Origin of the sequence: Actinomadura meyerae, from assembly GCF_900188445.1 — a bacterium.
Classification (GTDB): Bacteria; Actinomycetota; Actinomycetes; order Streptosporangiales; family Streptosporangiaceae; genus Spirillospora; species Spirillospora meyerae.
In genome coordinates this window covers 135,231-147,761 of the sequence record NZ_FZOR01000003.1, presented here as the reverse complement: position 1 = coordinate 147,761, position 12,531 = coordinate 135,231, and the positions used below count along the sequence as shown (strand labels likewise).

Genomic DNA, 12,531 nt, shown 5'->3' with positions numbered 1-12,531 from the left:
CGACGCCCTGCGATTGCACCTTTACCGCGAACGTCTGGCAGAATGACGGGCTGGAAACCCGGAATCGCGAGGCGCCCTCTCTCGTCCTGCGCGACCGGAGTCCATCGGACGGCCGCGAGCCGGTGTTCCCCACCTGGCGCGGGCCCGTCCACCCAGTAATGAAATCGGAGTACACCACACCCGTGGCAGTCAAGATCAAGCTCAAGCGTCTGGGGAAGATCCGGAACCCGCAGTACCGGATCGTCGTCGCCGACGCCCGCACCAAGCGGGACGGCCGCGCCATCGAGGAGATCGGGCTCTACCAGCCCAAGCAGGAGCCGTCGCTCATCAAGATCGACTCTGAGCGCGCGCAGTACTGGCTCGGCGTCGGCGCGCAGCCGACCGAGCCCGTGCTCAACCTGCTGAAGATCACCGGCGACTGGCAGAAGTTCAAGGGCGAGCCCGGTGCCGAGGGCACCCTCAAGGTCGCCGAGCCCAAGGCCGACAAGAAGGCCGCCTTCGAGGCCGCCGTCAAGGAGTCCCTGGGCGACGACGAGGCCGCCGGCCCCGCCACCCGCGGCAAGAAGAAGGCCGAGCCGAAGGCCAAGGCCACCGAGACCGACGAAGCCAAGAGCGAGGGCTGACAGTGCTCGAAGAAGCGCTCGAGCACCTGGTCCGCGGGATCGTGGAGAACCCGGACGACGTCCGGGTCCGCGCCCGCCGGATCAGGGGCGGCCGGGTCCTCGAGGTGCGGGTGCACCCCGAGGACCTCGGGAAGGTCATCGGCCGCGGCGGCCGCACCGCCAAGGCCCTCCGCACGGTGATCAGCGCCCTCTCCGGGGGCCGCTACGTGCGCGTCGACCTCCTCGACGTCAACGAGGTCCGCTGAGTGGTGTCCCGATGAGCGAACCGCTCGTGGTGGGACGGATCGGACGGCCGCACGGGGTCCGCGGCGAGGTCACCATCGATGTCCGCACGGACGAGCCGGACACCCGGTTCGCGGCGGGCACGCGGATCGCCACCGACCCCGGCACCGCCGGCCCGCTCACCATCGAGCGGACCCGCTGGCATTCGGGACGCCTGCTCGTGCGCTTCACCGGGATCGGCGACCGCGACGCCGCGGAGGCCCTGCGCGGCACCTGGCTCGTCGTCGACCCCGGCGACATCCCCCCGTCCACCGATCCGGACGACTTCCACGACCAGGAGCTGATCGGCCTGTCCGTGGTCACCGCGGACGGAACCGACGTCGGCGAGGTCGCCGACATCCTGCACCACGGCCAGGACCTGCTGGTCGTGCGCGGTCCCGCCGGGGAGGCGCTCGTGCCGTTCGTGGCCGCGCTCGTCCCCGAGGTGGACGTTCCCGGGGGGCGGCTCGTCATCGACCCGCCCCCCGGCCTGCTCGACGAATCATGAAAATCGACATCGTCACGATCTTCCCCGAGTACTTCGCCCCCCTGGACATCTCCCTGCTGGGCAAGGCCCGGCGCGCCGGTCTCCTCGACGTCCGCGTCCACGACCTGCGCGAATGGACCCACGACCGGCACCGCACCGTCGACGACACCCCGTACGGCGGCGGCCCGGGCATGGTCATGAAGCCCGGCCCCTGGGGCGAGGCCCTCGACGCCCTCGTCCCCCCACCGCCCTCCGACGGGCTCGGAAACGCCGGAGCACCCGCCGACGCGGCGGTACCCGCCTCTCCGGGCGCGCCCGAGCGGGCGGAGTCGGGACCGGCGCCGGGGGCGGTACCGCGGCTGATCATTCCGACGCCGAGCGGGCGCCCGTTCACGCAGGCGGACGCGGTGCGGTACGCCGCCGAGCCCCGGCTCCTGTTCGCGTGCGGGCGCTACGAGGGCATCGACTCCCGCGTCGCCGAAGAGGCGCGCACCCGCATGCCCGTGGACGAGGTCAGCCTCGGCGACTTCGTCCTCGCCGGCGGGGAGGTCGCGGTACTGGTGATGATCGAGGCGATCGGGCGCCTGCTGCCCGGGGTCCTCGGCAACGCCGACTCGGTCGCCGACGACTCCTTCGCCCCCGGCGCGATGGAATCCCTGCTGGAGGGGCCCGTCTACACCAAGCCGCCCGTCTGGCGGGACCGGCCGGTTCCGGACGTCCTGCTGTCGGGCCACCACGGCGCGATCGCCCGCTGGCGGCGCGACGAGGCACTCCGCCGGACGGCCCGGCACCGCCCCGAACTCCTCCGCCGCTTCGCCCCGGACGACCTCGACGCGCGGGACCGCGAGGTCCTGCGCGACGCCGGTTTTCCGGTTGACTCCGAAGGTGTGGCAGACTAGAGCGTCCGTGCGTCCTGAACGCATGGCACCCGAAGACCACTTCCCGCGGCGCGACGCCCCCACGAACGACACACCGGGGCCTCTCGACGCCCGCGTTCGACCACGAGGAAACGCTGCGATGCACACGCTGATCCAGGAGATCGAGAAGGCCGCGATGCGCGCCGACGTCCCGGACTTCCGTCCGGGCGACACGCTGAAGGTGCACGTGCGCGTCACCGAGGGCAACCGTAGCCGTATCCAGATCTTCCAGGGCGTGGTGATCCGGCGCCAGGGCGGCGGCGCCCGCGAGACGTTCACCGTCCGGAAGGTCAGCTACAGCGTCGGCGTCGAGCGGACGTTCCCGCTGAACAGCCCGTCGATCGACAAGATCGAGGTCGTCACCCGCGGCGACGTCCGCCGCGCCAAGCTGTACTACCTGCGCAACCTGCGCGGCAAGGCGGCGCGCATCAAGGAGAAGCGCGACCACTGAGCGCATGGACGCCGACGCCCCGGGAACCCGTGAGGGTACCCGGGGCGTTGCCCGTTCCGGGCGGACGCGTCCGGGCCGGGCTTCGGCGACACGCCCGCGGGCGGCGCCTCGCGGGCCCGGCGCCGCTAGGCTTTCGCTCTGATGACAGACGAGGACGATCGGAGAGACGTGCGATCCGAGGCCGAGGGCGCGGTGCCCGAAGAGAAGGAGCCCGTGGACTCGGCCGGGGAGCAGGCCGACGACGCCGATGACGACGGCGCGGGCAAGAAGAAGCAGGGGTCGTTCTGGAAGGAACTCCCCGTCCTGATCGTCGTCGCCGTCGTGCTCGCCCTCGTCATCAAGGCGTTCGCGGTGCAGGCGTTCTACATCCCGTCCGGCTCGATGGAGAACACCCTCCAGGTCGGCGACCGCGTCCTCGTCAACAAGATCGTCTACCACACCAGGGACATCGCCCGCGGCGACGTCATCGTCTTCAACGGCCTGGACTCCTGGGACCCCGAGGTCCAGGTCGACGAGCCCGGCAACCCCGTCTCCAAGGTGCTGCGGGCCATCGGCACCGCCTTCGGCGTGGCGCCCAACGAGAAGGACTACATCAAGCGCGTCATCGGCATCCCCGGCGACCACGTCAAGTGCTGCGACGCCAAGGGCCGCGTCACCGTCAACGGCGTTCCGCTGGACGAGAAGTCCTACATCTTCACCGACCCGATCACGCACGAGCAGAACAAGCCGTCGAACGACCCGTTCGACGTCACCGTGAAGCCGGGCCAGCTCTGGGTCATGGGCGACCATCGCGAACTCTCCTACGACTCGCGCTCCCACCGCGGCGACCCGGGCGGCGGCACCATCCCGGTCGACCGCGTCATCGGCCGCGCCTTCGTCATCGTCTGGCCCCTGGACCGCATCGGCACCCTCCCGATCCCCTCCACCTTCAAGCAGCCGGCCCTGGAGAAATCGGCCGCCGCGGCCGTCCCCGCGACCCCCTACGCCCTGGGCGTCATGTTCACGCTTCCGCTCGCCTATCTCCGCCGCCGCCACCACCGCAGAGGCACCTAGCCCCACCGCGCCCCCCCGGCGGCGCCCCACCCGCCCCGTCCACACCATGCCCAGCGCCAAGGCTTCGTGCTCAACCGAACCGTGCGCCCATGCCGTGCGCCCATGCCGTGCGCGCTGAAGCGCGTCCGGCTGAAGCGCGTCCGGCTGAAGCGCGTTCACTTCACCGGGTGCATGCCGGGCAGGCGCGGTGGCGGAGGCATGGTGGGACCTTTCGCCGGGGTGGGGACATGGCGGGTGATCGCGGTCATTCGGGGAGCGGCGAAGGGGTGCGGGGACGTACCCTGCGGAGCATGAAGGGACGTCCACTCCGCTTCACCCCGCGCCGGGACGCCGGGCTCTTCGGGTTCGAGCGCGCGCTGGCGCACGGCGGGTTCAGCCCCGTGGCCGGCGTCGACGAGGCGGGGCGCGGGGCCTGCGCGGGACCGATGGTGGTCGCCGCGGTGATCCTGCAGGGCGGACGCGGCCGGATCGACGGCCTGACCGACTCGAAGCTGCTCACACCGGCGCGCCGCGAAGAGCTGTACGCGGAGATCACCGAGCGCGCCCACGCCTGGAGCGCGATCGTCATCCCGTGCCACGACATCGACCGGATCGGTCTGCACCGCTGCAACGTCACCGGGATGCGGCGGGCGCTGGCCGCGCTGGACGAGCGGCCCGCCTACGTCCTCAGCGACGGCTTCCCCGTCCCCGGGCTGGACGTCCCCGGCCTCGCGATGATCAAGGGCGACCAGGTCGCGGCCTGCGTGGCCGCCGCGTCCATCGTCGCGAAGGTCACCCGAGACCGGATCATGGTCGCGCTCCATGAGCGGTACCCCGAGTACGGCTTCGACGTCCACAAGGGCTACGTGACCCGCGCGCACGGCGAAGCGCTCGCCGCGCACGGGCCGTGTCCTGAGCATCGCTTCTCCTACGTCAACGTCGGGCGGGCCTTGCGCAACAATGGGGAAGTGGCCGTGGTGCAGGAGACCGAAGGGGAGGTCTCCGACGAGGGCTGCGCGGAGGGGGCACGAGCGTGAGCGCCGAGGATCTCGAGAAGTACGAGACCGAGATGGAGTTGCAGCTCTATCGCGAGTACCGGGACGTCCTCGGGCTGTTCAGCTACGTCGTCGAGACCGAGCGCCGGTTCTACCTCACCAACTCGGTCGACCTGCAGGTGCGCGGCGCCGACAGCGGCGAGACCTTCTTCGAGGTCACGATGCAGGACGCGTGGGTCTGGGACATGTACCGCCCTGCCCGCTTCGTCAAGAACGTGCGTGTCGTCACGTTCAAGGACGTGAACATCGAAGAGCTCGCCAAGAGCGACTTCGAACTCCCCTCCCAGGAATGACCCACCGGCCGCCCCTGCGACGCGGTGAACGGGACGTTCGACCCGAGTAGTCGCTCTCGGACGCGATCTCGTTGGCCGGGGCATGTCGTTCTGGCGCTCTCTCCCCTCTGGCGCGGTGGCGGACGGCTGAGCAACCCGCCGTCCGCCGCGCTGTGGTCGGTGTTCGCGGGCGCGCCGCCGTGTCCGGTGGGGCCGTGTCCGGTGGGGCCTTATGGCGACTTTCCGGACTTGGTCAGGCGCCAGCCGGACGGGGCGCGTTCGATGAAGCCCGCGGCGGACAGCAGGCCCAGCTTGGCGTTGACGGTGGGCAGGTCAACGCCCGCCTGGACGGCCAGTTGCGCGGGGCCGGTGGCACCGCGGGCGGGGAACGCCTCCAGGACGGCCCGCGTCACCGGGTCGAGCCGGTCGCGGGGGAGGACGGGCGTGTCCGGCGGGGGTGCCAGGTCCGCGCCGATGCGGCCGACCGCCTCGATGATCTCCTCGGGGCGGGTGACCAGCGTGCCGCCCTCCTCCCGCAGCAGCCGGTGGCACCCGACCGAGGAGCGCGAGGTGATCGGGCCGGGCACCGCCATGACCACCCGGCCCAGCTTGGCCGCCCAGGCGGCGGTGTTCAGGGCCCCGCTGCGGGCCTCCGCCTCGACGATCACCGTGCCGCGCGACAGGGCCGCGATCACCCGGTTGCGGACCAGGAAGCGCAGCCGGTGCGGATGCGTCCCCGGCGGCGACTCGCTGACCAGCAGCGACCGCCGCGCCATCTCGGCGAACAACCCCTCGTTGGACGCCGGGTAGGGCACGTCGACCCCGTTGGCGAGGACGGCGACGGTGGGCCCGTCGGCGGCCAGCGCGCCGCGGTGGGCGGCCGCGTCGATGCCGAGCGCGCCGCCGGAGACGATCGTCCAGCCCGCGTCGGCCAGGTCGGAGGCGAAGTCGGCGGCGGCGCGCAGGCCGTAGGGGGATGCGGCGCGGGACCCGACGATGGCGACCGACCGCAGGCAGGAGTAGCGCAGGTCGCCGGGGCCGCGCAGCCACAGCGCGTAGGGGCGTCCGGTGCCGAGGTCGTCGAGGGTCGTCGGCCATTCGGGATCTCCCGGGCAGATGAGGCGGCCGCGGAACCCGGCGCAGACGGCCATGTCCTGGTCGGGTTCGGCGGCGATCAGGCGGATCCGCCACTGGCCCAGGCGCTCGGCCTCCTTCGGGGTGGCCTCCACGCCGCGGGGGAGGCGGCGGGTGCGGATCGCTTCGAGGGCCTCCTCCGGGCCGCAGTGGTCGATGATCCGGTTGAGCAGGGCGTCGCCGGGCTCGGCCACGGCGGTGAGGGTGGCGCGGGCGGTCCTCTCGTCGCTCATTGGCGCCCCGCCGACCAGAGGGCGAGCGCGCCGCCGACGTCGTCCGGGCCGGGCTCGTCGTGCCCCGCCAGGTCGGCGATCGTCCAGGCGACCCGCAGGATGCGGTCGAGGCCGCGGGCGCTCAGCGTGCCCCGCTGCAGCGCCTCGTCGGCCGCCCGCATCGCTTCGGCGGACGGTGTGAAGCGCCTGCGCAGCTCTGGGCCGGGGACCTCGGCGTTGGAGCGCCACGGGGTGTCGGCGAGGCGGTGCCGGGTCCGCTCCCTGGCGAGCTGGACGCGTTCGGCGACCACCTTGCTGGACTCGGCGAACTCCAGGTCGTAGCGGAGCTCCGCGCGGCTCGCCGGGGTCAGCTCCAGTTTCAGATCGATGCGGTCGAGGAGGGGACCGGTGACGCGGCTGGCGTACCTGCGCCGGATCCCGGGCGCGCAGGAGCAGTCGATCTGCTTCGCGGCCGCGCACGGGCACGGGTTCGCCGCGAGGACGAGCGTGAACCGCGCGGGGAAGTGCGCCATGCCCTCGATCCGGGAGATCCGCACCACGCCCTCTTCGAGGGGCTGGCGCAGGGCGTCGAGCGTTCCGCCTTGGAACTCCGGCGCCTCGTCGAGGAAGAGGATCCCCCGGTGGGCGAGGGACACGGCGCCGGGCTGCAGGACGCGGCCCGACCCGCCGCCGACCATCGACGCCCTGGAGGCGGTGTGGTGCGGGGCGTAGAACGGCGGCTGGGTGATCAACGGCTGGCCCGGCCGGAGGGTCCCGGCGACCGAGTGGATCGCGGTGACCTCCAGGGCGACCTCGGGCTCCAGCGGCGGCATCAGGGTCGGCAGCCGCTCCGCGAGCATCGTCTTGCCGCAGCCCGGCGGCCCGGCGAAGAACAGGTGGTGGCCGCCCGCCGCGCTGATCTCCAGCGCCCGGCGCGCCTCGGCCTGCCCCCGGACGTCGGCCAGGTCGAGGTTGGGCGGGATCTCCTGCCGCCGGATGGCGTAGCCGTCGGCGGGGATGGGGCAGTCGTCCTCCTCGTCCTCCTCGATCGGTGGCGGCTCGTCGCGCAGGACGCACAGCAGGCCGCGCAGCGTGCTCGCGGACACCACCTTCATGCCGGGGACGAGTTCGGCCTCGGCCGCGTTCGCCTGCGGCACGACGACCGTGTCGCAGCCCCGGTTGGCGGCGGCCAGCACGGCGGGCAGGATGCCCTGGATCGGGCGGATGCGGCCGTCGAGGCCGAGCTCGCCGATCAGCACCAGCCCGGCACAGCCGCGCGGCGGGACGACCTCCGCCGCCGCGAGCAGGGCCACCGCGATGGCCAGGTCGAAGGTCGACCCCTTCTTCGGCATGCTCGCCGGGAAGAGCGACACCGTGACGTGCCGGTTGGGCCAGTCCTCGCCGGAGTTGAAGATGGCGGCGCGGACGCGGTCGCGGGCCTCGCTGAGGGCGGTGTCGGGGAGGCCGACCAGGTGCAGGCCGGGGACGCCGCTGGTGATGGCCGCCTCCACGTCCACGACGAAGCCGTCCACCCCGACCAGGGACACCGAGCGGGTCTTCGCGAGCGTCATCAGCACACCTCCCGCAGGTGGTCGATCGAGAACCCGTCGCCGTCGGCGGTCAGCCCGAGGACGTCCACCCGGATGGGCGCGCCGCCGACCCCGTGGGCCGCGGCCCACCGGTGGGCGAGCCGCCGCAACCGGGCCGCCTTCTCCGCCGTGATCGCTTCGAGCGGATCGCCGAACCGGGCGGAGCGGCGGGTCTTGACCTCGCACACGATGTGCCGGCGGCCGTCGTGCGCGACGATGTCGAGCTCGCCCTCGCGGCAGCGCCAGTTGCGGTCGAGGATCCGCCAGCCGAGGCCGGCGAGGTAGTCGGCCGCGGCCGCCTCGCCGCGCCGGCCGAGACTGATGTGGGCTTTCATGGGTGCCTCACCTCCGGCTCCGACACTGCCGAGCCGTGACGTTGCGTGACGAGCAAACGACTTCTTGTGGATAAGTCGGCCGGAGATCCCGGCGGTTCGCGCCGGACCGCAGGTCGGTGCTTGCGCCGGCCGGGACGTTGGCGCAGCGTGACGGCTGTGACCACTGCTCTGGAGGACGCCGTAGCGGAGTTCGGCCGCCATCTCCGCGCCGAGCGGGACGTGTCGCCGCACACGCTGCGCGCCTATCTGGGGGATCTGACCGACCTGTGCGCCTACGCGGCCGGCACCGGCGTCGCCGAACCCGCCGACCTGGACGTGTCGCTGCTCCGGGCCTGGCTCGCGCGCCAGCACGCGCTCGGCCGCTCCCGCGCCACCCTGGCCCGCCGTACGGCCGCCGCCCGCGCCTTCACCCGGCACCTGCACCGGCGGGGGCTCCTCAAGGACGACCCCGGCCTGCTGCTCGGCACCCCGAAGCGCCGGCGCGATCTCCCCAGCGTCCTGACGCAGGCGGATACGGCGCGCCTGCTCGACACCATGGACGCCCAAGGGCCCCTCGGGCTCCGTGATCTGGCCGTCCTGGAAGTGCTCTACGGGACGGGCGTCCGCGTCAGCGAACTGTGCGGACTCGATATCGACGACCTGGACCTGGGGCGTGCGACGCTCCGCGTCCTGGGCAAGGGCGGCCGCGAGCGTGTGGTGCCGATGGGGGAGCCCGCCATCCGGGCCGTCCAGGACTGGCTGCGCGCGGGGCGCCCCGCCTTCGTCTCGGAGGACAGCGGCCCGGCGCTCTTCCTGGGCGTGCGAGGCGGGCGCCTCCATCCGACGAGCGCTCGCCGCATCGTCCACACGCGGATCTCCGAGGTGGGCGAAGTCCCCGACCTGAGCCCGCACGGCCTACGGCACAGCGCCGCCACGCACCTTCTGGAAGGCGGCGCCGATCTGCGGAGCGTCCAGGAGATCCTCGGGCACGCCTCCCTCCAGACCACGCAGCTCTACACCCACGTCTCGGCCGAGCGGCTGAAGCAGGTCCACCGCCAGGCCCATCCGCGCGGCGCCCAGGCGGACTGACCGGCCAGTCTGCGGATGTCGTCCCAGTCGTTCGCTCATCCGAATACCGCCGGGGATGCCGTGCGGTCGGGGCCGCCGCCCGGCCTCGGTGCGCGGAAGCCGGGCGGCGGCGATCGGGTGTGGCCTGAGCGTCAGGGCGTGCGGCGCAGACGGCGCTCCTGAGCGAGGTCGATCACGCCCGGCGGCGGACGGCGGCGGTGGCGCCGGAAGCGGAAGCGCCGCCAGGCGAAGGCCACGGACAGCGTCAGCGCCATGCCCGTCAGGGCGCCGCCCGTCGCCGTGGTGGCGTCGCGCAATGCGAAGCGCGAGACGGGCCCCTCTGGGGAGGCGCCCTTGTGAGGAGCGGCGCTACGGGACGGCGTTGCCCTCGGCCATTGCGGGAGGAGGCGTACCTGGCGCCGGACGAGGTTGAGCGGGTCCAGGTACAGGGCGCCGCGGCGCAGCCCCCAGTGCAGGCACGGGATGCGGCAGTGGACCAGGCCGTCCTCCAGCACGCCGATCCGGGTGCCGGACGCGACGCGGCTCCCCGCACGCACGCTGGGGGCGACGGGCAGGTACGTCGTGCGCAGCGGGCCGTGGTCGATCGCCACGACCCCGCGTCCGGCCAGCCGCCGGGCGTAGGAGACGCGACCCGGCGCGGCGGAGTAGACGGCCTGCCCGGCGCGGCCCGCGAGGTCCACTCCGCGGTGGCCGGGACCCCACGGCGCAGTCGGCGGCGCGAAGGCCCGGACGACCCGCGGCGCGGGCGGCCCTAACGGCCAGCGCCAGGCGTCCAGGCCCGGTGAGCCGAGGGTGATCACGCAGGTGAGAAGCAGTGAGAGCAGCGTCATGCAGCGCAGCCTGCCGGGTCCCCGCCGCGGGGTCGATACGTTCCGTGGACTGTGGATAACCGGCCCCGGCCGTTGATGCCCGGACGCCTCGGCGCCCTGATAATCTGTAGGCGTGCCCGAAAGGACACCGGCCAGGGCCAGGCCGTCGTCGAACCGCCTCACGGCGGGGAGGCGAGAAGCCGCTCCCGGAACGGACAGGCCCAGACCCGGCAACGGGCCAGCCGCCTGGGATGCCCATGGCGGCTGATTTCACGCGTCCGCATGCCACCGAAGGCTTGGTGGGGCGCAGTCCCTCGGTCCGTCGCCTCGGCGACGGTGGGACGGCACCCGGGCGCAGGCAGACAACCAAATGCGGCCCGGAAGGGCCAGAGAAGGAGAGCACGGGCAATGGCACCCGTCGTCACCATGCGGCAGCTCCTTGAGAGCGGCGTCCACTTCGGCCACCAGACCCGCCGGTGGAACCCGAAGATGAAGCGCTTCATCCTCACCGAGCGCAACGGCATCTACATCATCGACCTGCAGCAGTCGCTGTCCTACATCGACCGCGCGTTCGAGTTCGTCAAGGCCACCGTGGCCCACGGCGGCACGATCCTGTTCGTCGGCACCAAGAAGCAGGCCCAGGAGTCCATCGCCGAGCAGGCCACCCGGGTCGGCATGCCCTACGTGAACCAGCGCTGGCTGGGCGGCATGCTCACGAACTTCTCCACCGTCCACAAGCGGCTCACCCGGCTCAAGGAGCTGGAGGAGATCAACTACGACGACGTGGCCGGCTCCGGCATGACCAAGAAGGAGCTCCTCGGCCTGCGCCGCGAGAAGGACAAGCTGGAGCGCACCCTCGGCGGCATCCGCGACATGGCGAAGGTTCCGAGCGCCATCTGGATCGTGGACACCAAGAAGGAGCACATCGCGGTCAACGAGGCCAAGAAGCTCGGCATCCCGGTCGTCGCGATCCTCGACACCAACTGCGACCCCGACGAGGTCGACTACCCGGTCCCCGGCAACGACGACGCCATCCGCAGCGTCAGCCTGCTGACCCGCGTCGTGGCCGACTCCGTGGCCGACGGCCTGCTCGCCCGCGCGGGCGCCGCGACCGGCGGGGACGACAAGCCGGCCGAGACGGCGGCGGGCTCCGCCGAGCCGCTGGCCGAGTGGGAGCGCGACCTGCTGGAGAACAAGCAGGCCGAGGCCAAGGCCGAGGCTCCCGCCGAGGCTCCCGCCGAGGCGCCGGCCGAGGCCGCCGCGCCCGCCGCGGAGGCCGAGCAGGCGCAGCCCGAGCAGGCGCCCGAGGCCGCTCCGCAGGCCGCCGAGGCCGAGCAGGCTTGATCCCGCGGTCCCGGCGGCCCCGGCGCGGGGCCGCCGGGACCGTCGCGGGTCCCACGACCAACGACGAGAGAAGCGAAGAGAGCGATGGCCAACTTCACCGCCGCTGACGTCAAGCGGCTGCGCGACCTGACCGGCTCCGGCATGATGGCCGTGAAGAACGCCCTCACCGAGGCCGACGGCGACTTCGAGAAGGCGACCGAGCTGCTGCGCCTCAAGGGCGCCAAGGACGTCGGCAAGCGCGCCGAGCGCACCGCCGCCAACGGCCTCGTCGCCGAGCACTTCAACGGCTCGGGCGACGGCGCGCTGCTGGAGCTCAACTGCGAGACCGACTTCGTCGCCAAGAACGCGCAGTTCATCGAGCTGGCCCAGCGCCTCGTCGAGTTCGCCGCCGGCAGCGGCGCGACCGACGCCGCCGCGCTGCTGACCGCCGAGATCGAGCCCGGCAAGACCGTCCAGGCCCTGATCGAGGAGAACAGCGCCAAGATCGGCGAGAAGCTGGAGCTGCGCCGCTTCGCCCACTTCCAGGGCGCGTACGTGGCCAGCTACCTGCACAAGTCCGACCCGTCCCTGCCACCGACCACCGGCGTGCTGGTCGAGCTGGACACCGAGAACGCCGAGGTCGCCAAGGACGTCGCGCAGCAGATCGCCGCGATGGCGCCCAAGTACCTCACCCGCGAGGAGATCCCCGCCGAGGCGATCGAGAAGGAGCGGGCGCTCGCCGAGCAGCTCACCCGCGACGAGGGCAAGCCCGAGCAGGCCATCCCCAAGATCGTCGAGGGCCGGGTCAACGCCTACTTCCGCGACTTCGTGCTCGTGGAGCAGGCGTTCGTGAAGGACAACAAGAAGACGATCGCCAAGGTCCTCGACGAGGCCGGGGTGAAGGTCGTCCGCTTCGCCCGGTTCAAGGTCGGGCAGGCGTAAGGGCACCCTGGAGACGGGTAC

Annotated in this window: 15 protein-coding genes; 11 read left to right on the top strand and 4 right to left on the bottom strand. The window is 72.6% G+C overall.

Going from position 1 to position 12,531, the window contains the following annotated elements; genetic code table 11:
- The first annotated feature begins 182 nt into the window (after positions 1 to 182).
- The 8 genes from rpsP (at position 183) to CHF16_RS05285 (ending at position 5,119) form a co-directional block, all read left to right on the top strand.
- Positions 183 to 623, top strand: coding sequence for a 30S ribosomal protein S16 (gene rpsP / locus CHF16_RS05320; RefSeq protein ID WP_089324760.1), 441 nt, complete (start codon positions 183 to 185; stop codon positions 621 to 623).
- Positions 624 to 625: 2 nt separating this feature from the next.
- Complete coding sequence (locus CHF16_RS05315) at positions 626 to 868, top strand: RNA-binding protein (protein WP_067632131.1); 243 nt, start codon at positions 626 to 628, stop codon at positions 866 to 868.
- An 11-nt stretch (positions 869 to 879) separates the two neighbouring features.
- Positions 880 to 1,392, top strand: a complete 513-nt coding sequence (rimM, locus tag CHF16_RS05310) for a ribosome maturation factor RimM (protein WP_089324759.1) — start codon at positions 880 to 882, stop codon at positions 1,390 to 1,392.
- A complete protein-coding gene (trmD, locus tag CHF16_RS05305; RefSeq protein WP_089324758.1) occupies positions 1,389 to 2,270 on the top strand; it encodes a tRNA (guanosine(37)-N1)-methyltransferase TrmD in 882 nt (293 codons plus the stop codon). The genes rimM and trmD overlap by 4 nt, the downstream gene beginning before the upstream one ends.
- Positions 2,271 to 2,388: 118 nt before the next feature.
- On the top strand, positions 2,389 to 2,739 hold the full coding sequence (rplS, locus tag CHF16_RS05300) for a 50S ribosomal protein L19 (protein WP_089324757.1): 351 nt from the start codon (positions 2,389 to 2,391) through the stop codon (positions 2,737 to 2,739).
- 168 nt (positions 2,740 to 2,907) lie between these two features.
- The gene (lepB, locus tag CHF16_RS05295) at positions 2,908 to 3,792 is read left to right on the top strand and encodes a signal peptidase I (protein WP_245868231.1); all 885 of its coding nucleotides are present in this window, start codon (positions 2,908 to 2,910) and stop codon (positions 3,790 to 3,792) included.
- Positions 3,793 to 4,082: 290 nt separating this feature from the next.
- On the top strand, positions 4,083 to 4,808 hold the full coding sequence (locus CHF16_RS05290) for a ribonuclease HII (protein ID WP_089324755.1): 726 nt from the start codon (positions 4,083 to 4,085) through the stop codon (positions 4,806 to 4,808).
- Positions 4,805 to 5,119 (top strand): DUF2469 domain-containing protein, encoded by a 315-nt coding sequence (locus CHF16_RS05285; protein ID WP_089324754.1) that lies wholly within the window; start codon positions 4,805 to 4,807, stop codon positions 5,117 to 5,119. Before CHF16_RS05290 ends, CHF16_RS05285 begins: the two co-directional genes overlap by 4 nt.
- A 209-nt stretch (positions 5,120 to 5,328) precedes the next feature.
- Here the strand turns inward: CHF16_RS05285 and dprA are convergent, their stop codons facing one another.
- Genes dprA through CHF16_RS05270 form a run of 3 tightly spaced genes read right to left on the bottom strand, consistent with a single transcriptional unit; the run spans position 5,329 to position 8,368 of the window.
- The gene (gene dprA / locus CHF16_RS05280) at positions 5,329 to 6,465 is read right to left on the bottom strand and encodes a DNA-processing protein DprA (RefSeq protein WP_089324753.1); all 1,137 of its coding nucleotides are present in this window, start codon (positions 6,463 to 6,465) and stop codon (positions 5,329 to 5,331) included.
- Positions 6,462 to 8,015, bottom strand: coding sequence for a YifB family Mg chelatase-like AAA ATPase (locus CHF16_RS05275; RefSeq protein ID WP_089324752.1), 1,554 nt, complete (start codon positions 8,013 to 8,015; stop codon positions 6,462 to 6,464). Before CHF16_RS05275 ends, dprA begins: the two co-directional genes overlap by 4 nt.
- Positions 8,015 to 8,368, bottom strand: a complete 354-nt coding sequence (locus CHF16_RS05270; RefSeq protein WP_089324751.1) for a YraN family protein — start codon at positions 8,366 to 8,368, stop codon at positions 8,015 to 8,017. Before CHF16_RS05270 ends, CHF16_RS05275 begins: the two co-directional genes overlap by 1 nt.
- A gap of 147 nt (positions 8,369 to 8,515) precedes the next feature.
- Between CHF16_RS05270 and CHF16_RS05265 the strand changes: the two genes are divergently transcribed.
- Entirely contained in the window at positions 8,516 to 9,436 is a 921-nt protein-coding gene (locus tag CHF16_RS05265) for a tyrosine recombinase XerC (RefSeq protein WP_089324750.1), read from the top strand.
- Between the two features lie 131 nt (positions 9,437 to 9,567).
- On the opposite strand, the gene CHF16_RS05260 is transcribed toward CHF16_RS05265, so the two are convergent.
- Entirely contained in the window at positions 9,568 to 10,266 is a 699-nt protein-coding gene (locus tag CHF16_RS05260) for a murein hydrolase activator EnvC family protein (protein WP_089324749.1), read from the bottom strand.
- A gap of 387 nt (positions 10,267 to 10,653) precedes the next feature.
- On the opposite strand from CHF16_RS05260, the gene rpsB reads away from it, so the two are divergent.
- Together rpsB and tsf are read left to right on the top strand one after the other, a co-directional pair.
- A complete protein-coding gene (rpsB, locus tag CHF16_RS05255) occupies positions 10,654 to 11,589 on the top strand; it encodes a 30S ribosomal protein S2 (protein ID WP_089324748.1) in 936 nt (311 codons plus the stop codon).
- A gap of 84 nt (positions 11,590 to 11,673) precedes the next feature.
- Entirely contained in the window at positions 11,674 to 12,510 is an 837-nt protein-coding gene (gene tsf / locus CHF16_RS05250; RefSeq protein ID WP_089324747.1) for a translation elongation factor Ts, read from the top strand.
- Positions 12,511 to 12,531 lie beyond the last annotated feature (21 nt).